Source organism: Spiribacter roseus (assembly GCF_002813635.1).
In the GTDB taxonomy this organism is placed as follows: domain Bacteria; phylum Pseudomonadota; class Gammaproteobacteria; order Nitrococcales; family Nitrococcaceae; genus Spiribacter; species Spiribacter roseus.
This window is the reverse complement of record NZ_CP016382.1, coordinates 38,025-55,347: the sequence shown is the minus strand read 5'-3', so window position 1 is coordinate 55,347 and position 17,323 is coordinate 38,025. Positions and strand designations below refer to the sequence as shown.

At 68.0% G+C, this 17,323-nt stretch carries 19 protein-coding genes; 11 read left to right on the top strand and 8 right to left on the bottom strand.

The window, feature by feature from the left end; all coding sequences use genetic code 11:
- Window positions 1–61: 61 nt before the first annotated feature.
- Window positions 62–781, top strand: coding sequence for a class I SAM-dependent methyltransferase (locus BBH56_RS00295; RefSeq protein ID WP_157809034.1), 720 nt, complete (start codon window positions 62–64; stop codon window positions 779–781).
- On the opposite strand, the gene BBH56_RS00290 is transcribed toward BBH56_RS00295, so the two are convergent.
- The 6 genes from BBH56_RS00290 to BBH56_RS00265 form a co-directional block, all read right to left on the bottom strand.
- Complete coding sequence (locus tag BBH56_RS00290) at window positions 760–1,668, bottom strand: hypothetical protein (protein ID WP_148121555.1); 909 nt, start codon at window positions 1,666–1,668, stop codon at window positions 760–762. The genes BBH56_RS00295 and BBH56_RS00290 overlap by 22 nt on opposite strands.
- A 114-nt stretch (window positions 1,669–1,782) precedes the next feature.
- On the bottom strand, window positions 1,783–2,061 hold the full coding sequence (locus BBH56_RS00285; protein WP_069133906.1) for an RNA recognition motif domain-containing protein: 279 nt from the start codon (window positions 2,059–2,061) through the stop codon (window positions 1,783–1,785).
- 166 nt (window positions 2,062–2,227) lie between these two features.
- On the bottom strand, window positions 2,228–2,722 hold the full coding sequence (coaD, locus tag BBH56_RS00280; protein ID WP_069133905.1) for a pantetheine-phosphate adenylyltransferase: 495 nt from the start codon (window positions 2,720–2,722) through the stop codon (window positions 2,228–2,230).
- A gap of 76 nt (window positions 2,723–2,798) precedes the next feature.
- Window positions 2,799–3,344, bottom strand: a complete 546-nt coding sequence (gene rsmD / locus BBH56_RS00275) for a 16S rRNA (guanine(966)-N(2))-methyltransferase RsmD (RefSeq protein WP_148121554.1) — start codon at window positions 3,342–3,344, stop codon at window positions 2,799–2,801.
- Complete coding sequence (locus BBH56_RS00270; protein ID WP_148121553.1) at window positions 3,344–4,663, bottom strand: M16 family metallopeptidase; 1,320 nt, start codon at window positions 4,661–4,663, stop codon at window positions 3,344–3,346. The genes rsmD and BBH56_RS00270 overlap by 1 nt, the downstream gene beginning before the upstream one ends.
- On the bottom strand, window positions 4,660–5,997 hold the full coding sequence (locus BBH56_RS00265; protein WP_235012732.1) for a M16 family metallopeptidase: 1,338 nt from the start codon (window positions 5,995–5,997) through the stop codon (window positions 4,660–4,662). The genes BBH56_RS00270 and BBH56_RS00265 overlap by 4 nt, the downstream gene beginning before the upstream one ends.
- A gap of 91 nt (window positions 5,998–6,088) precedes the next feature.
- On the opposite strand from BBH56_RS00265, the gene ftsY reads away from it, so the two are divergent.
- The 4 genes from ftsY (at window position 6,089) to rpoH (ending at window position 9,633) form a co-directional block, all read left to right on the top strand.
- Window positions 6,089–7,096, top strand: a complete 1,008-nt coding sequence (gene ftsY, locus BBH56_RS00260) for a signal recognition particle-docking protein FtsY (protein ID WP_148121551.1) — start codon at window positions 6,089–6,091, stop codon at window positions 7,094–7,096.
- Window positions 7,093–7,743: a cell division ATP-binding protein FtsE gene (gene ftsE / locus BBH56_RS00255; RefSeq protein ID WP_069133900.1), complete on the top strand. Its 651-nt coding sequence runs from the start codon at window positions 7,093–7,095 to the stop codon at window positions 7,741–7,743. Before ftsY ends, ftsE begins: the two co-directional genes overlap by 4 nt.
- 11 nt (window positions 7,744–7,754) lie before the next feature.
- Window positions 7,755–8,669 (top strand): permease-like cell division protein FtsX, encoded by a 915-nt coding sequence (gene ftsX, locus BBH56_RS00250; protein WP_235012733.1) that lies wholly within the window; start codon window positions 7,755–7,757, stop codon window positions 8,667–8,669.
- Between the two features lie 76 nt (window positions 8,670–8,745).
- Window positions 8,746–9,633, top strand: a complete 888-nt coding sequence (rpoH, locus tag BBH56_RS00245; protein WP_069133898.1) for an RNA polymerase sigma factor RpoH — start codon at window positions 8,746–8,748, stop codon at window positions 9,631–9,633.
- Window positions 9,634–9,642: 9 nt separating this feature from the next.
- Here the strand turns inward: rpoH and radC are convergent, their stop codons facing one another.
- Complete coding sequence (gene radC, locus BBH56_RS00240) at window positions 9,643–10,317, bottom strand: RadC family protein (RefSeq protein WP_069133897.1); 675 nt, start codon at window positions 10,315–10,317, stop codon at window positions 9,643–9,645.
- Window positions 10,318–10,400: 83 nt separating this feature from the next.
- On the opposite strand from radC, the gene coaBC reads away from it, so the two are divergent.
- The 6 genes from coaBC (at window position 10,401) to BBH56_RS00210 (ending at window position 16,692) form a co-directional block, all read left to right on the top strand.
- Entirely contained in the window at window positions 10,401–11,588 is a 1,188-nt protein-coding gene (gene coaBC, locus BBH56_RS00235; protein WP_069133896.1) for a bifunctional phosphopantothenoylcysteine decarboxylase/phosphopantothenate--cysteine ligase CoaBC, read from the top strand.
- Complete coding sequence (gene dut, locus BBH56_RS00230; RefSeq protein ID WP_148121549.1) at window positions 11,575–12,030, top strand: dUTP diphosphatase; 456 nt, start codon at window positions 11,575–11,577, stop codon at window positions 12,028–12,030. Before coaBC ends, dut begins: the two co-directional genes overlap by 14 nt.
- 17 nt (window positions 12,031–12,047) lie before the next feature.
- Complete coding sequence (locus BBH56_RS00225; protein ID WP_148121548.1) at window positions 12,048–13,424, top strand: phosphomannomutase/phosphoglucomutase; 1,377 nt, start codon at window positions 12,048–12,050, stop codon at window positions 13,422–13,424.
- 90 nt (window positions 13,425–13,514) lie between these two features.
- A complete protein-coding gene (locus BBH56_RS00220) occupies window positions 13,515–14,594 on the top strand; it encodes a cytochrome-c peroxidase (RefSeq protein ID WP_148121547.1) in 1,080 nt (359 codons plus the stop codon).
- 95 nt (window positions 14,595–14,689) lie between these two features.
- Window positions 14,690–15,595 (top strand): acetylglutamate kinase, encoded by a 906-nt coding sequence (gene argB, locus BBH56_RS00215; RefSeq protein WP_148121546.1) that lies wholly within the window; start codon window positions 14,690–14,692, stop codon window positions 15,593–15,595.
- Complete coding sequence (locus tag BBH56_RS00210; protein ID WP_148121545.1) at window positions 15,592–16,692, top strand: acyltransferase family protein; 1,101 nt, start codon at window positions 15,592–15,594, stop codon at window positions 16,690–16,692. Before argB ends, BBH56_RS00210 begins: the two co-directional genes overlap by 4 nt.
- On the opposite strand, the gene pyrE is transcribed toward BBH56_RS00210, so the two are convergent.
- Window positions 16,680–17,321 (bottom strand): orotate phosphoribosyltransferase, encoded by a 642-nt coding sequence (gene pyrE, locus BBH56_RS00205; RefSeq protein ID WP_144347034.1) that lies wholly within the window; start codon window positions 17,319–17,321, stop codon window positions 16,680–16,682. The two genes, BBH56_RS00210 and pyrE, sit on opposite strands and share 13 nt — an antisense overlap.
- Window positions 17,322–17,323: the final 2 nt, after the last annotated feature.

The window sequence follows — 17,323 nt, the reverse complement described above, 5'->3', positions numbered from 1 at the left end:
CTGCGACAAACCGCCACAAACCCCTTCACCGCCACCCGTGGTGGCCGCCGATGAGACGTCGATGGCGGCCGCCGGAACGCTGTCCGAGCGGCTTGGCAGCCCCCGGTGGACCCATCCTCCCGCGCGCGGCCTGTACCTGTGGCTGGCACCGGACGGTCTCAGTCTCTGCCAGGCCGCCGGCCCGGCCATGTGCATGCGCGCGGAGTTCGTAAGCGGCGTGCAGGGCTATCGCAGTGCCCGACAGCGCCACCAGCACGAGGCCGTCGTCCGCGCCTGCGGGATCACCCACCAACACTGCCCGTGGGTGGTCGACGCCACCGCGGGGCTGGGGCGCGATGCCTTCGTACTTGCCAGCGCCGGCGCCCGCGTCACCCTCCTCGAGCGCTCGCCCGTGGTGCATGCGCTCCTCACCGATGGACTGCAGCGGGCCACGGCGGCCGGCGCCGGCGAGCGCACGGGCCGCATGCACGCCCACGCCGTCGACGCGGTGGACTGGCTGACCGGCGCGGCCGGCGACGTCAGCCCGGCGGTGGTCTATCTTGATCCGATGTATTCCGGCCGGCGCCGCGGTGCCGCCGGCAAGGAACTGGCCCTGCTGCAGGCGCTTCTGACCGACACAACGGACGAGCGCGCACTGCTTGCCCGGGCACGGGCCGTGGCCACCGAGCGCGTGGTGGTCAAGCGCCACCGCCATGCCGCACCGCTGGCCGATCAGCCCCCGGATTATCACCTGCCGGGCCGCAGCACCCGGTTTGATGTCTATCGCACCAGAAATGCCTGATCCGGCTCGGCCCGCGACAGACTGACCGATGCCTCGAGCGCCAGCATGCAGGCCCAGGGATCGTCCGCCGCAGCGGGCGCGACCAGATCGGACTGCGCCACCAGGCGCAGCCGCAGATCACTGAAGCCGTTTCGGGCCAGGCGGGTCACGGCGGCCGCCTGCGCGGAGGCATCGGCTGACCCCGCCACCAGGGCGATCAGCGTGCCGCCGCGGCGTGCATGGGGGTTGAACTCCGCCACCCGCAGGCTGCGCAGTCCCTCGCCCAGTGCCTCGTCGAGGACCGGCCACACCGCCTGCAGACGCTGGCGATGCGCGGGCTCCAGTGTCGGCACCGGCGGCATGGCCAGACGCAGCGCCTGTTCGATGAGGACTTCCGACGGTGGCCCGGCGGCCATGTAAGCCGCTGGCGTGCGGTTGCCCAGGCCCGGCTGAGGCGTATCCCACCAGTGGCGCGCGGCGGACTCGCCCTGCGGATGGCCGTGGAGCAGGCGTTCGATGAAATGATGATTGCAGCTGACGGCGAACCGTCCGGCCACTTCGCGGCGGGCGCCCGGGTAGCCGCAGGCCTCGCAGGTTACCGCCGCGCGGTCGCGGGCCTCGACCACCCGCGGCGAGACCGGGTCGCGGAGGCCGTCAAACGCCACCTCCAGCATCCCCTGGCGGGCGCACAGCCGACGCCAGCGAAAACCGTGGCGCTCGGCCACGGGCATGCCGGCTTCGACCTGCTCGAAGAGTCGCTCGAGCACGCCATACCAGCCCGGCGGGACATCCACCTGAACGCCCTCGGCGTCCTCGGGGCCCCCGGGGCAGCGGAACTGCCAGGGATAACGGAGCTGCGCGGCAGCGAGAAAAGCGCGATAGCGACGCTCGGCGGTGGTCGAGTCCATGGCTCATTGTGACCTGAGCGGATGGCGGCGGTCATCCCGCTGGATCAGCGATCGCCCATAAAAAAGGGCCCGATGCCGCACGCGGCATCGGGCCCTGGCAGTCAAGTCCTGCGGTTACCAGGAACGGCGCGGGCCGCCTCCACCGCCGGGCTTACGTTCCTGCGCCTCATTGATGCGCAGCGTGCGTCCGCCCATTTCCGTGCCATTGAGTGCCTCGATGGCGGCGTCCGCCTCGGCAGGGTCCATGCGCACGAAGCCGAAGCCACGAGGACGACCGGTTTCCCGATCGGAGATCATCCGCACCTCTTTGACCTCGCCGTGGTTGGCGAAAAGGTCACGGACTTCATCCTCGGAGGCGGAGAAGGGCAGATTGCCCACGTAAATCGATTTCATCTATCTGTCTCATCAAGGTCTGCCGGGTCTATCAAACCGACAGGTCAAACATCGCAGAAGGCGTCTGCCTTCCTTTAGACCGCCCGAACGTCGGGCTGCCGGGTGCTGACCACAGCATGATCATGCACTTGGTTTGGACAATACGGCAGGGCTGGACGCCGCGCAATCAAAAATTTTCCGCGTAGCGACCCGCCAGCGCTTCCTGCACGCTGGGATGCACGAAACGGCTGACGTCACCGCCCAGGGCCGCGACCTCGCGCACCAGACTGGAAGAAATGTACGCGTACTGCTCGGCGGGGGTGAGAAAGACCGTCTCGACGTTGGGCACCAGCTGACGGTTCATGCTCGCGAGCTGGAACTCGTGCTCAAAATCGGAAACCGCCCGCAGACCGCGCAGGATCACGCGCGCGCCCTGGGCCTCGACAAAGTCCACCAGCAGCGAGTCAAAGGGCATGACTTCGACCCGGCGATAGGGCCGCAGCACATGGCGCGCCAGCTCGACGCGCTGCTCAAGGCTGAAGGCGGGATGCTTGCTGGGGCTGGGGCTGCCGGCAACCGCCACGATCAGATGATCAAAAAACCGCGAGGCGCGCTCGACCAGATCACTGTGACCGTTGGTCAGCGGATCGAACGTGCCGGGGTAGACCGCAACGACTGACATAACGCCTCCTCCCTCGAGGCGATGCATCGTATTGCCTGTCGAACCAACATGCCAGCCCCCGACCGGTGACTGCGCCTCACTCCGCCCGCTGCAGCAGCCCGAACCAGACATCCCCGGCGGTTTTCTGGCGCTGACAGGCCCACGCTCCGGGATCGAGGGTCGGGGCATGGCCGGCGCGCGTCTCGACGTACACCTGCGCCGTGTCGGCAAGCCATCCGCCCTCCGCCAGCCCGGTCAGGACGGCATCAAGCCAGTCGCTCGCAAAGGGCGGATCGAGAAACACCAGATCAAAAGCCACGGGATCGGATCGCAGAAACCGCCGCGCATCCATCGTCACCACCCGGGCGCGCGATGTGGCCTCGAGACGCTCGACAAGCGCCTGGAGCGCCGCCGCCACCGGGCGCGAGCGCTCCACGAAGGTGGCGCAGGACGCGCCCCGGGACAGGGCCTCGAGCCCCAGCGCGCCGGTGCCGGCGAACAGATCGAGCACGCGGGCGCCACGCAGCGTCGGCTGCAACCAGTTGAACAGGGTTTCACGGTTGCGATCGGCGGTGGGGCGGAGCCCGGCGGCCGTGCTCACCGGAAACCGCCGTCCGCCCCAGTCACCACCGATGATGCGCATTATTCAGCGGCGTCGATCGTGGCCTCCGGGCCGACCAGCACGGTGACATTGCGCGCCGGGTCGATGTGCTCGTGCATGGCCGCGCGGACCGCCTCGCCATCCAGCCCATCGATGCGCTCGACGAACGCCTCGAGATAATCCCGCGACAGGTCGTAAAAACCGATGGTGGCAATGTAGCCCAGCAGATCCCGGTTGCTGTCGAGCTGCAACGGGAAGCTGCCGGTGATGTTGCGCTTCGAGTCACTCAGCCGCTGCGCCGCCGGCTCGTCGACCCGCATCTCCTCAAGGCTGTCCCGCATCACCGACAGCGCCTCGGGCAGCGAATCATTGCGCACCTGGGTGGTCATCTGGAACCGCCCGCGGCGGGCAGCGGACGTCAGGGACGAGGCACTGCTGTAGGACAGGCCACGCTCCTCGCGCATGCGCTCGGCAAGGATAGAGGTCAGTCCCCCGCCGCCGAGGATGTGGTTGCCCAGATACAGCGGATAATAGGCTTCACTGCCCTTGCGCACCGACGGCTGGCCCATCATGACGTGGGTCTGCTCGGCTTCCAGCGGCACGCGGATGGTCTGCGCCGAGCTCGGGAGCTCCACCGGCGGCAGCGCCGCCAGCGCCTCACCGGCCGGCAGCGCGCCGCTCAGGGCGTTGGCGATCGCTTCGGCGCGCTCGGCACTGAGATCGCCGACAATGGCGATGGTTGCGTTGCGGGCGGTGTAGTGGCGGCGATGAAAGTCGACCACCGCCGCGCGGGTCAGCGCTTCCACCGACTCCAGGGTGCCCCCGGGCGGTGTGGCGTAGGGATGCTCGCCGTAGATGCCACGCATGAAGGCCTTCTCGGCGAGCGCCGAGGCCGACGACTGCGCCTGCTGCAGCCCAAGGCTCATCTGCCGGCGGACGCGCTCGACGGCATCGGCGGGAAAATCGGCCTTGGCGATGACGTCGGCCAGGCTGTCGATCACCGGGTCAAGGCGCGCTGGCTCACTCAGCGCGCGAACGCTGACCTGGGCGGTGTCACGGCCACTGCCGGTGCTGACCCGGGCGCCGTAGCGCTCGAATCCGCGGGCGATGGTCCCCGCCGAGCGCTCGGGCGTTCCCTCCAGCAGCAGATTGCTGGTCATCCGCGCCAGGCCGGGCGTATCGCCATCGCGGGCGCTGCCGGCATCAAAGGTCACGCGGACGTCGACGATCGGCAGCTCGTGGCGCTCGACGAACAGCACCTCAGTGCCGGCACGGGTGGTCCACTCCTGGATATCGGCCTGCATTGCGCCCCCTGTGTGACTGAAAAGGATCAGGGCCGCCGCGACGATGAGACGCTTCATCCGGTCTCCTCCTGATCGGCGGCTTGCATGATGCCGACGGACAGCATCTCGGGGCGGAGATATTCACGGGCGGCGGCCCGCAGATCCTCCGCGGTCAGGGCGCGCACGTTTTCCTCGAACTCATTGAGGGTCTGCCACCCGGCACCGGTGGTCTCGAGCATGCCGAGCTGCATGGCCTGATAGAACACCGAGTCCATTTCGAACAGGTGATCGGCCAGCATCTGGCTGCGGGCCCGCTCCAGCGTCTCGTCCGATACCAGGGTTTCCTGCAGACGGCGGATCTGCTCGCGCAGTGCCGTTTCCACCGCGTCGACATCACCGTCGGCCGGCACGCCAAACAGCGAGAACTCGGCATCCAGCCTGACCATGGGGTTGTAGCCCGCGCCGGCCGCAGCGGCCACGCCCGAGCCGCGCACCAGGTCCTCGGCCAGCCGGGCGCCGTCACCGCCATCGAGGATGGTGGCGAGCATCTGCAGTGCGTAGGGGTCACGGCCTGACTCGGCCGTGGCGAAGGACGGCACTTCGTAACCCATACGCAGCTGCGTCACCCGCGCCTGGGGATCGCGATGGATGACGCGCCGCTCGCCGGGTGGCTGGAGGTTGTCGGGATCGTGCACCGCCGGCACATCCCGGCCTTCAATGCCGCCGAAGTATTCCTGCGCCATTGAATGAACCGCCTCGGGCTCGACGTCACCGGCCACCACCAGGGTGGCGTTGGTGGGCGTGTACCACTGGTCGTACCAGTCACGCAGATCCGCGACCTCGAACGCGGCCACATCGTCGGCCCAGCCGATGATGGGATGCGCATAACCCGTGCCGGGGTGGGCGATGGCGGCATAACGCTCGGCAAAGCGGCCCTCCGGCCGGTCATCGGTGCGCAGCCGGCGCTCTTCAAGCACCACCTCGCGCTCGGTGGACAGCGCCTCGGCGTTGATCTGCAGATTGGCCATGCGATCGGCCTCAAGCTCGAGCGCCACCGGCAGCCGGTCGGCGGCCATGATCTCGAAGTAGGCACTGAAATCCCGCCCGGTAAAGGCGTTCAGCCGCCCACCCTCGCGGGAGATGATTTCGGAGAACTCGCCCTCGGCATGACGCTCGGTGCCCTTGAACATCATGTGTTCAAACAGATGCGAGAGGCCGGTCTCGCCGCGGGTCTCGTAGGATGAGCCCACGCGGTACCAGACCTGCGAGACCACCACCGGGGCGCGGTGGTCCTCGCGCACCAGGATCTGCATGCCATTGTCGAGGGTGAACTCGGTGACGCCCGCGCCGGACTGCGCGGCGACCGGCGTCGCCATCAGGGCGGGGATCAGGGCGAAGAGCGCGTTTCGCATCGTCAATGAAGCCTCTGGTTTGACACATCGAACCATCGATGCGGTGTTAGCATACTGGATCATTCGTTCACGCCCGAGCCCCGAGAGTTCCATGCTGCCGTTCCGTCGCAAGAAAAAGGCCCCACCCGCCGAGTCCGACGACACGCCCGCCACCGCGGCGCCATCGCGCCCCGGGCTGCTGGCCCGTCTGCGCAGTGGGCTCAGCCGCACGGGCAGCGGTCTCGGTCAGCTGTTTCTGGGTCGCAAGCGCATCGATGCCGACCTGCTCGAAGAGCTTGAAACCCATCTGCTGATGGCCGACGTGGGCATGGAGGCGACCACCCGCATCATCACCGATCTGACCGACCGGCTGAAGCGCAACGAACTCGACGACACCGACGCGCTGCAGCGCGCCCTGCGCGAGGACATGCTCGAGATCCTCGAGCCGGTGGCCCAGCCCCTGGAGATCAGCGCCCACGACAAGCCCATGGTCATCCTGACGGTGGGCATCAACGGCGCCGGCAAGACCACCACCATCGGCAAGCTCGCCGAACAGTACCGCCAGCAGGGACGGCGGGTGATCCTCGCCGCCGGGGACACCTTTCGGGCCGCCGCGGTGGAACAGCTCCAGACCTGGGGCGAGCGCACCGGCACGCCGGTCATCAGCCAGCCCACCGGCGCCGACTCCGCCTCGGTGGTGTACGACGCCCATCAAGCGGCCATCGCCCGCGGTGCCGACGTGCTCATCGCCGATACCGCCGGTCGTCTGCATACCCAGGGCAACCTGATGGAAGAGCTGCGCAAGATCCGGCGAGTGCTTGGCAAACAGGACGACAACGCGCCCCACGAGGTGCTCCTGGTGCTGGATGCGGGCACCGGACAGAACGCCCTGGCACAGGCCGAGCAGTTCGGCGCGGCGGTCAATGTCACCGGGCTTGCCCTGACCAAGCTCGACGGCACCGCGAAAGGCGGCGTCATCTTTGCCATGGCGCAGCGTTTTGGCATTCCAGTGCGCTTTATCGGGATCGGCGAGGGCGTCGATGACCTGCGGCCATTCGATGCCGAGGCCTTCGTCGACGCCCTGCTCGACGCGGCGGTCGCGGGAACCGATGACACATGATCCGCCTGGAGGGGGTGGGCAAGCGCTACCCGGGCGGTAACGAGCCGCTGCGCGGGCTCGACCTGCACGTCGAGCGCGGCGAGCTGGTTTTCATCACCGGCGCCAGCGGCGCGGGCAAGAGCACACTGCTGCGACTGATCCCCCGCCTTGAGCGCCCCTCCCGCGGTCAGGTGCTTATCGACGGCGCCAACCTAGCCCGGCTGCCGCGCCGCCGAATCCCCTACCTGCGCCGGCGCATCGGCATGACCTTCCAGGACCATCGCCTCCTCCATGACCGCACCCTGTTCGACAATGTCGCACTGCCGCTGGTCATCGAGGGCCGCCCCCACGCCGATATCCGCCGCCGGGTGCAGGCGGCGCTGGACAAGGTCGGACTGCTGGCGCAGAGCCGCGCCTATCCGGTCACCCTGTCCGGCGGCGAACAGCAGCGCGTGGGCATCGCCCGCGCCATTGTCAGCCGACCGCCGATCCTGCTGGCCGACGAGCCCACCGGCAACCTCGACCCGGCGCTCTCACTGGAGATCATGCAGCTGTTCGGGCAGTTCAATCAGGTGGGTGTCACCACCGTCATCGCCAGTCATGACCAGCCGCTGATCGACGCGCTGGGGCACCGCCAGATCCATCTCAGCGAGGGCCGCGCAACATGAGGATCGGCGCCATGCCCGGGCGCTGGGCCAAGCTCCACGCCCATGCCGCGATCAGCTCGCTGGGACGCCTGCGGCGGCAGTGGCTCGGCAGCGTCATGACCGCCGCGGCCATCGGCATCGCCCTGGCCCTGCCCGCCGCGTTCGTGGTGGCCATGGACAACCTGGAATCGGCCATGGACGGCTGGCAGGGCGCGCCACGGGCATCGGTGTTTCTGGACACGGAGACCGCGGCGGATCAGTACGCCGCGATCGCCACGCGGATTGACGGGCTGGACGGCATCCGCGGGGTACGCCTGATCACGCCCGACGAGGCGCTCACCGAATACCGGCAGAGCAGCGGTGTCAGCGACCCGCTGGCAATGCTCGACGCCAACCCACTGCCGGCGGTGGTGGTGGCGGAACTGGCCGCGCGCCTCGGGCCGGAGTCGGTCGACCGGCTCGTCGATCGCCTGCGGGCGTTGCCGGCGGTGGCCGATCTGCGCGTTGACCGCGACTGGATGGCGCGCCTTGCCGCCATCATCGATCTGGGCAACCGCATCACCGCACTGGTCGCGCTGCTGCTGGGGCTGACCGTCATCCTGGTGCTGTTCAACACGCTGCGCCTGGACATCGAAAACCATCGCCGCGAGATCGAGATCACGCGCCTGATCGGCGGCACCAATGCATTCATCCGCCGCCCGTTCCTCTATACCGGCGTCTGGTACGGGATGGCCGGCGGGTTGATCGCAGGCCTGCTGCTGGCCATTGCGGTTACATCGGTCGCCGACCCCGTCCAGCGGCTCGCGAGCCTCTACGGCAGCGGCTTCCGGCCCAGCGGTCCGGGTCTGACCGGGACCCTGACACTCGTCGGCGCCGGCGCGCTGCTCGGCCTGAGCGGTGCCTGGCTGGCCGTGGGCCGTCATCTGTCGGCCATCGAACCGCCATGACGGAACTTGCCGGCTGCCCCGCCCTTCAAATATTGGTATTATAATTGCATCATCGAAACGACTCGGGAGGGTTGTTATGGACACAGGCGCGGCACTGGTCAGCACCGACTACAACAAACTGCCACTCCGTGCGGGCAGCGAGAACCATTACATCCAGGCGGTCAACGCGATTCCCGCTCTGGGGGCCGAGGAAGAGCGCTCGCTCGCCGGCCGCTACCGCGACCACGAAGATCTGGAAGCCGCGCGCTGGCTGGTGCTGTCGAACCTGCGCTTTGTCGTTCATATCGCCCGCGGCTACACCGGCTACGGCCTGCCACTGGCGGACATCATCCAGGAAGGCAACATCGGCCTGATGAAGGCGGTCAAGCGCTTCGACCCCGAGGTCGGGGTGCGGCTGGTGTCATTCGCCGTGCACTGGATCCGGGCCGAGATCCACGAATACATCCTGCGCAACTGGCGGATGGTCAAAGTGGCCACCACCAAGGCCCAGCGCAAGCTGTTCTTCAATCTGCGCGGCTCCAAGAAACGTCTGGGATGGTTCAATCGACAGGAGGTCAATGCCGTGGCCGAGGATCTGGGCGTCAAGCCCGAAACGGTCCTCGAGATGGAGTCACGGCTGTCCGGTCAGGATGTCGGATTTGACCCGGCGCCTGAGAGTGACGACGAGGACAGCGTCGCCCGCGCGCCGGCGGCGTATCTGACCGATCAGTCCATGGATCCGGCACAGACGGTCGAAAGCGAAGACTGGGCCGACTGGCAGGATCATGCCCTGGGTGACGCGCTGGCGGCGCTCGATGCCCGCAGCCGCGACATCCTGCGGCGGCGCTGGCTGAGCGAACACAAGGACACCCTGCACACGCTGGCCGATGAGTACGGGGTTTCCGCCGAGCGGATCCGCCAGCTCGAGAAGAACGCCCTGCGCAAGCTGCGCGAGGGGCTGGGCCCCCAGGTGCTCGAGGCCTGAGCGGCCATTTCAGATCAGGCCGCGTTCAGCAAAGCTGACCGGCCGCCCCTCCCCCACGACAAAGTGATCCAGGACGCGGATGTCCACCGTGGCCAGGGCCTCGCGCAGCCGGTCGGTCATGCGCTCGTCCGCCAGACTGGGCTCGGTGACGCCGGAGGGATGGTTGTGGGCGAGGATCACTGCGGCGGCGTTCAGGCGCAGCGCCCGGCTGACCACCTCGCGCGGATAGACGCTCGCCGCGTCGATGGTGCCGCGGAACAGCTCCTCGAAGCCGATCACCTGATGCCGGTTGTCGAGGAACAGACAGGCGAAGATCTCATGAGGCAGATGCCGCAGCCGGGCGACCAGATACTGCCGGGTGTCCTCCGGACCGGTCATGGGTTCGCCGCGCTCGAGGCGGGCCTGCAGGTGGCGCCGTCCCATTTCCAGCACGGCCTGCAGCTGCACGTACTTGGCCGGACCCAGGCCATGATGGCCGGCGAATGTCGCGGCATCGGCCTCCAGCAGCGGTCGCAGCCCGCCAAACGCCGCCAGCAGGTGTCGGGCCAGATCCACCGCCGTGTGCCCGCGCACGCCAGTGCGCAGGAAGATCGCCAGCAGCTCGGCATCCGAGAGTGCCGATGCGCCACGATCGAGGAGCTTCTCGCGGGGCCGTTCCGCCGCCGGCCAGTCGGAAATCGCCATACTCACCTCATGCCTGGCGTTTTCATGCAACGGGCAACAGTGTAGTTTCCTGTGATCCACTCAAGCTGCGAACACGTTCCGCCATGAGCCTTTCCGGTCAAAACATCCTGCTGGGGGTGACCGGCGGCATCGCCGCCTACAAGGCGCCCGACCTGGTCCGGCGACTGCGCCAGGCCGGCGCCGCCGTGCGGGTCGTCCTCACCACCGGGGCCCAGGCGTTCGTAACGCCGCTGACCTTTCAGGCGGTTTCCCATCAGCCGGTACACACCGATCTGCTCGACCCCGAGGCCGAGGCCGGCATGGGCCATCTGGAGCTGGCGCGCTGGGCCGACCGGGTGATCATCGCGCCGGCCAGCGCCGACGCCATGGCCCGCCTGGCGCACGGACTGGCAGGGGATCTGCTGACCACGCTGTGTCTGGCAACCCGTGCCCCCCTGTGCATCTGCCCGGCGATGAATCACGTGATGTGGCAGTCCGCCGCTACCCGGGCCAACGCCGAGACATTGCAGCAGCGCGGCATGCAGCTGCTCGGGCCGGTGGAAGGCCCGCTCGCCGAGGGCGAATCAGGCCCCGGCCGACTCATGGAACCGGCGGACATCGTCGCCGCCCTTGATACGCCCGGGTCCCTGCAGGGCCGCTCGGTGCTGGTCACCGCCGGTCCCACCCGCGAGCCCATCGATGCCGTTCGCTTCATCGCCAACCGCAGCAGTGGACGCATGGGGTTTGCGGTGGCTGGCGCGGCGGCCGCGGCGGGTGCCACGGTCACCCTGATCGCCGGGCCGAGCGAGCAGCCGACTCCCCCCGGCGTCGAGCGCATCGATGTCGAGACCGCCACCGAAATGCACGCCGCCACGCTCGAGCGGGCGGGTGATGTCGAGCTTTTCATTGCCGCCGCCGCCGTCGCGGATTACCGCGTGGCACAGCCCGCCGATCACAAGGTGCGCAAATCCGATGCGCCACCGACCCTCAGCCTGGTGCGCAATCCGGATATCGTCGGTGACGTGGCGGCCCTGCCGACGGCGCCATTCACGGTCGGCTTTGCCGCGGAAACCCACGACGTGATCGATCATGCCCGCGCCAAACTCACCGCCAAGGGGCTCGACATGATCGCCGCCAACCGGGTCGGCGAGGGCCTGGGGTTCGAGGTCAGCGACAACGCCCTCGACGTGCTCTGGGCCGGGGGCCATCAGCGCCTGGGCCCCATGGCCAAGGATCGGCTGGCGGCGGCGCTGATTGAACTCATTGGAGCCCATTGCCATGCAGAGCGTTGAACTGCGCATCCTCGACCCGCGCCTCGGCAGCGAATTCCCGCTGCCCGACTACGCCACCCAGGGCGCCGCCGGCATCGACCTGCGGGCCTGCGTCGAGACCACCCGGGTCCTCGCCCCCGGCGACACCCAGCTGATCCCCTCGGGCATCGCCGTGCACATCGCCGATGCCGGTCACGCCGCCGTGGTGCTGCCCCGCTCTGGCCTTGGCCACAAGCACGGCATCATCCTCGGCAATGCCGTGGGGCTGATCGACTCCGACTACCAGGGCGAGATCTTCATCTCGTGCTGGAACCGCAGCCAAGCCGCGTTCACCATCGAGCCCGGTCACCGCATCGCGCAGCTGGTCTTTCTGCCGGTCAGCCGGCCGCGCTTTACCCCCGTCGAGGCGTTCACCGACAGCGAGCGCGGCACGGGCGGTTTCGGACATACCGGCCAGCAATAGACAAGGGAGCCTGTCGCATGCCCATTGATGCCTCCATTCTGCGCGCCTACGACATCCGTGGCCGCGTCGACCGCGAGCTGACCGAGACCACGGTGGAGTGGCTGGGTCAGGCCATCGGCTCGGCGGCCGCCGACGCCGGCCAGTCAGGCATCGTGGTGGGTTATGACGGCCGCGAGTCGAGCCCGCGCCTGGCCGCAGCGCTGCGCCGGGGGCTGATGGCGGCCGGGCGTCGGGTGATCGATATCGGTCAGGTGCCCACCCCGGTGATGTACTTCGCCACTCACTGGCTGGACACCCAGGCCGGCGTGGTGGTGACCGGCAGCCACAATCCCGCCGAGTACAACGGCCTGAAGACCATCATCAACGGCCGGCCGCTGTGGGGCGAGGGCATCACCGCACTGGGCGAGCGCATCCGCCGGGGCGATCTGGTGACCGGCACCGGTGAGACCCGCTCGGTGGAGGTGATCGACGCCTATCAGCAGCGCATCACCCGCGAGATCCGGCTCCCGCGCCCCATCAAGGCGGTGATCGACTGCGGCAACGGCGTCCCCGGCGCAGTGGCTCCGTCCGTGCTCGCGGCCATTGGCGCCGAAGTGGTGCCGCTTTTCTGCGAGGTGGACGGGCAGTTCCCCCATCACCACCCCGACCCCACCGTCCCGGAAAACCTGACCGATCTGATCCAGGCCGTGGCCGATCATCAGGCCGATGTGGGGCTGGCGTTTGATGGCGACGGCGATCGTCTGGGCGTCGTGGATGAGACCGGCCACATCATCTGGGCCGATCGCCAGATGATGTGCTACGCCCAGTCGGTGCTCGCCGAGCATCCCGGTGGCGGCATCATCTTTGATGTTAAATGCAGCGCGGCCCTGGCCACGGTGGTCGAGGCCGCCGGCGGCCAGCCCATCATGTGGAAGACCGGCCATTCCCTGATCAAGGAAAAACTCCGCGAGACCAATGCGCCCCTCGCCGGGGAGATGAGCGGGCATCTGTTTTTCAACGACCGCTGGTACGGATTTGACGACGGGATCTACGCCGCTGCCCGGCTGCTGGAGATTCTCGCCGCCGATGACCGCCGGGTCAGCGAGGTATTCGCCGCGCTCCCCGAACCGGTGGCGACGCCCGAGATCCGTCTGGATCTGCAGGAAGGCGAACCGCACCGCCTGATCACCGCCCTGATGGACCGTGCCGAGGGCTTCGATGCCGCCCGCGTGACCACCATCGACGGCCTGCGCGTGGACTTTGCCGATGGCTGGGGACTGGTCCGTGCCTCCAACACCCAGCCCTGCCTGGTCATGCGTTTCGAGGGCAGCGACGCGGCGGCGCTGGCGCGCATTCGCGAGCGCTTTGAGGGCCTGATCCAGCGCGCGGGGGAGGCGGTCGGCATCAGCGTTTGATCCGGATCAAGTATCGCGCAGGTTCAGCTATTCAATGCCCGCAGGGCGGCCTACGCTTGGCTCCAACAGTTCGAGTCAAGGAGCAAAGTCATGAAGGCCGTCCATTCCATCCCCGTCGCCGTTGCGCTCGGGCTCGCCAGCAGCGCCACGCTGGCCAACGATGCGCTTCTGGAACGCGCCCAGATGCTGTTCGAGCCGATCCCGGACAGTGCGGCCGGTCACATCGCCGAGCGCAACGAGATGACCCCCGAGAAGGTCGAGCTCGGCAAGCTCCTGTTCTTTGACCCGCGCCTGTCGGCCAGCCAGACGATCAGCTGCAACACCTGCCATAACGTGGGCATGGGTGGCGATGACAACATCCCCAGCTCGGTCGGCCATAACTGGCAGCGCGGGCCGCGCAACTCGCCGACCATCTTCAACGCGGTGTTCAACGTCGCGCAGTTCTGGGATGGCCGCGCCGAGGATATGACCGAGCAGGCCAAAGGCCCGATCCAGGCCGGCGTCGAGATGAACAACACGCCCGCCAACCTCGAGGCGACGCTGCAGAGCATCGATGCCTACGTGGACGCCTTCGAGAACGCCTTCCCCGAGTCGGAAAAGGCGGTGAGCTTTGACAACACGGCGAAGGCTCTCGAGGTCTACCAGGCCACGCTGATCACGCCGGATGCGCCGTTTGATCAGTACCTCAAGGGGGACAAGGACGCGCTGACCGACCAGCAGATCGCCGGCCTCGACGCGTTCATGAACAAGGGCTGCGTCGCCTGCCACAACGGCGTCAATGTGGGCGGTCAGGGGTACTATCCCTTCGGCGTGATCAACCGCCCCGGCGCCGATGTCATGCCTGAGGGTGACACGGGCCGCGCCCAGGTCACGGAGACGGCCGCTGACAAGTATGTGTTCCGCTCCCCGTCACTGCGCAACGTCGAGCTGACGGCGCCCTACTTCCACTCGGGCAACGTCTGGAGCCTGCAGGAGGCGGTGTCGATCATGAACGACGCGCAGCTCAACAGCCTGCTCACGGAAGAAGATGTGGTGAACGTCACGGCCTTCCTGCGCTCGCTGACGGGTGACCAGCCGAGGGTGGTCTACCCCGAGCTGCCGCTCAGCTCGGACGACACGCCGATGCCCGATATCCCGGACTACCCGCGGGCGACGAGCGCCGAGGGCTGAGCCGCCCCCACGCTTGCGTCCCGCCCCCCGGGGGGCGACCATTGGACCGCACCACAGGGTGCGGTCTTTTTGTGTGAACCGGAAAAACATCGCCCATGAATACTGATGCCACGCCGCCCAGTCAGGTCGCCCACGTCCTCACCGAGGCCCTGCCCTACATCCGGCGGTTCCATGGCCGCACCGTGGTGGTCAAATACGGCGGCAACGCCATGGTCGACGATGACCTGAAAAAGAGCTTCGCCCGGGACGTGGTGCTCATGAAGCTGGTGGGCATCAATCCGGTCATCGTCCATGGCGGCGGCCCGCAGATCGGCAATGTCCTCTCGCAGATCGGCAAGCAGACCGAATTTGTCCAGGGCATGCGCGTCACCGATGCCGAGACCATGGACGTGGTTGAAATGGTCCTCGGCGGACTGGTCAACAAAGACATCGTCAACCTGATCAATACCCATGGCGGCCGCGCGGTGGGGCTGAGCGGCAAGGACGGCGGGCTCATCCGGGCGCGGCGGCTCACCCTCACCGGCACCGGGCCGGCGGAACAGGCCCCGGAGATCATCGATATCGGCCACGTCGGCGAGGTCACCGGCATCGACCCCGCCCTGATGACACTGCTCGATGGGGCCGACTTCATCCCGGTGATCGCGCCGATCGGTGTCGACGACCAGGGCACCTCGTACAACATCAACGCCGATCTGGTCGCCGGTCACCTGGCGCGTACCCTCAAGGCGGAAAAGCTCATCCTCATGACCAACACCGCCGGCATCCTCGACGGCGACGGGTGCCTGCTGACCGGTCTGAACGCCGCCCGGGTGCAGCAGTTGATCAACGACGGGACCATCCAGGGCGGCATGCTGCCCAAGGTCGACTGCGCGCTGGAAGCCGTGCACGACGGCGTCGGCGCCGCCACCATCATTGATGGGCGGGTTGAGCATGCCGTGCTGCTGGAGCTGCTGACCGACAGCGGCGTCGGCACACTGATCCACGGCGCGGACGCCGCATGAGCCCGAGCCCGAGCCCGCGCATCGGCAGCATCGACACGGCGCGGTTTCTGGCCATCGCGCTGGTGTTCTACGGTCATCTGGTCGAGCAGGTCATGTACCTGGACAGCGCCGCGGCGGCCGCCCAGTACAAGTGGGTCTACAGCTTTCACATGCCGCTTTTCTATGTGCTCTCGGGGATCGTCCACAACGAGCGCCGGCTGACGCAGGGTTGGGGGGCGCTGCTCAAGCGCATTGCCCGCGGGCGTCTGGTGCCCTACGCGGTGTTTGCCCTGCTGCCGGCCGGCGTGGCGCTGGCGGGCGTGCCGGGCTGGTTTCCCACGGTGGATCTGAGCGGTGCCGACGGCTATATCGCCGGGCTGATCAGCACCGCCCGGGGCCTGCCCGCCTTCAGCATCCCGCTGTGGTTTCTGGCGAGTCTGGTCGTCCTCGAGCTGCTCCACGGCGCCATCGGCCGTCTGTGGCGCAGCAACACCGCGCTTGTCGCGGCGATCATCGGTTTTTACGTCATCGGGTACGTCTTCAACCGCGAGGTCGATGTGCTGAGCGCGGGCCTGATCATGTGGATGGCCCATGTGGTGCCGCTGGGCTACGCGTTCTACCTGACCGGCATTCTGGTCCGCCGCACCGGCGTGCTGGAGCGCTCGTTCCCGCCCTATGGCGTGGCACTGGCGGCTGTCGCGGGCCTTGCCATCATCACCCTCACCTACAACCTCAATCAGGGACCGTTCCGGCTGCTCGACGTGGTGGTGATGATGTTCGGCACGGTCGGGCACCCGCTGCTGTTCCCGCTGACCGCGCTGGTCGGTACCGCCACCATCATCCTGATCGCGCGGCTGGTACCGGCATGGACCGGGCTACAGCGTCTGGGTGAGGTCACCCTGATCATCTACTGCCTGCATGGGTTTTTCTACCACTTCGCCAACCCGCCGCTCGCCGCGTGGATGCAGGCCAACCTGCCGACTTCGTCACACTGGATGCTGGCGGCCGGCAGCGCTCTCGCCGTGGCGCTCAGCCTGGCGATCGCCGCGGCGCTGGCGCTGCTGCTCGAGCGTCATCTGCCGGCCATCACCGGCGGGCGCCGGCGTCAGGCGCCGTAGCGGGCGCGGTACTCGCGCATCGCCGCCAGGTCGCCGCCCCGATCCGGCTGGCGCGCCAGGTATTCCATGAGGATATCGACGGTGAGGATGGCGATGACCGGCACACCGTGCCGCGCGGCGACCTCCTGGGTGGCGGATAGCGCTTCCTGACCGCGCTCCTGGCGGTCCAGCGCCACCAGCACGCCGGCCAGCTGGGCCCCGGCCGCCTCGATCAGCGCGACGCTCTCGGCCACCGAGGTCCCCGCCGATATCACGTCATCGACGATCAGCACGCGGCCCGACAGCGGCGCCCCCACCACAGACCCGCCTTCGCCGTGGTCCTTTTCCTCTTTGCGGTTGAACGACCACGGGCAGTCGATCCCATGCTCAGCGGCCAGCGCCATGGACAGGGCCGAGACCAGCGGGATGCCCTTGTAGGCGGGCCCGAACACGCCGTCAAAGGCCAGCCCCGCATCCACCGCCCGCCGGGCGTAGGCGGCCCCGAGCCGGCGCAGCGCCTCGCCCGAGCTGAACAGCCCGGTATTGAAAAAGTATGGGCTCTGGCGCCCCGACTTGAGCGTGAAGGTGCCAAAGCGCAGCACCTGACGCTCGAGGGCGAAGTCGATGAGATCGTGCTGATACGGCTGCATGG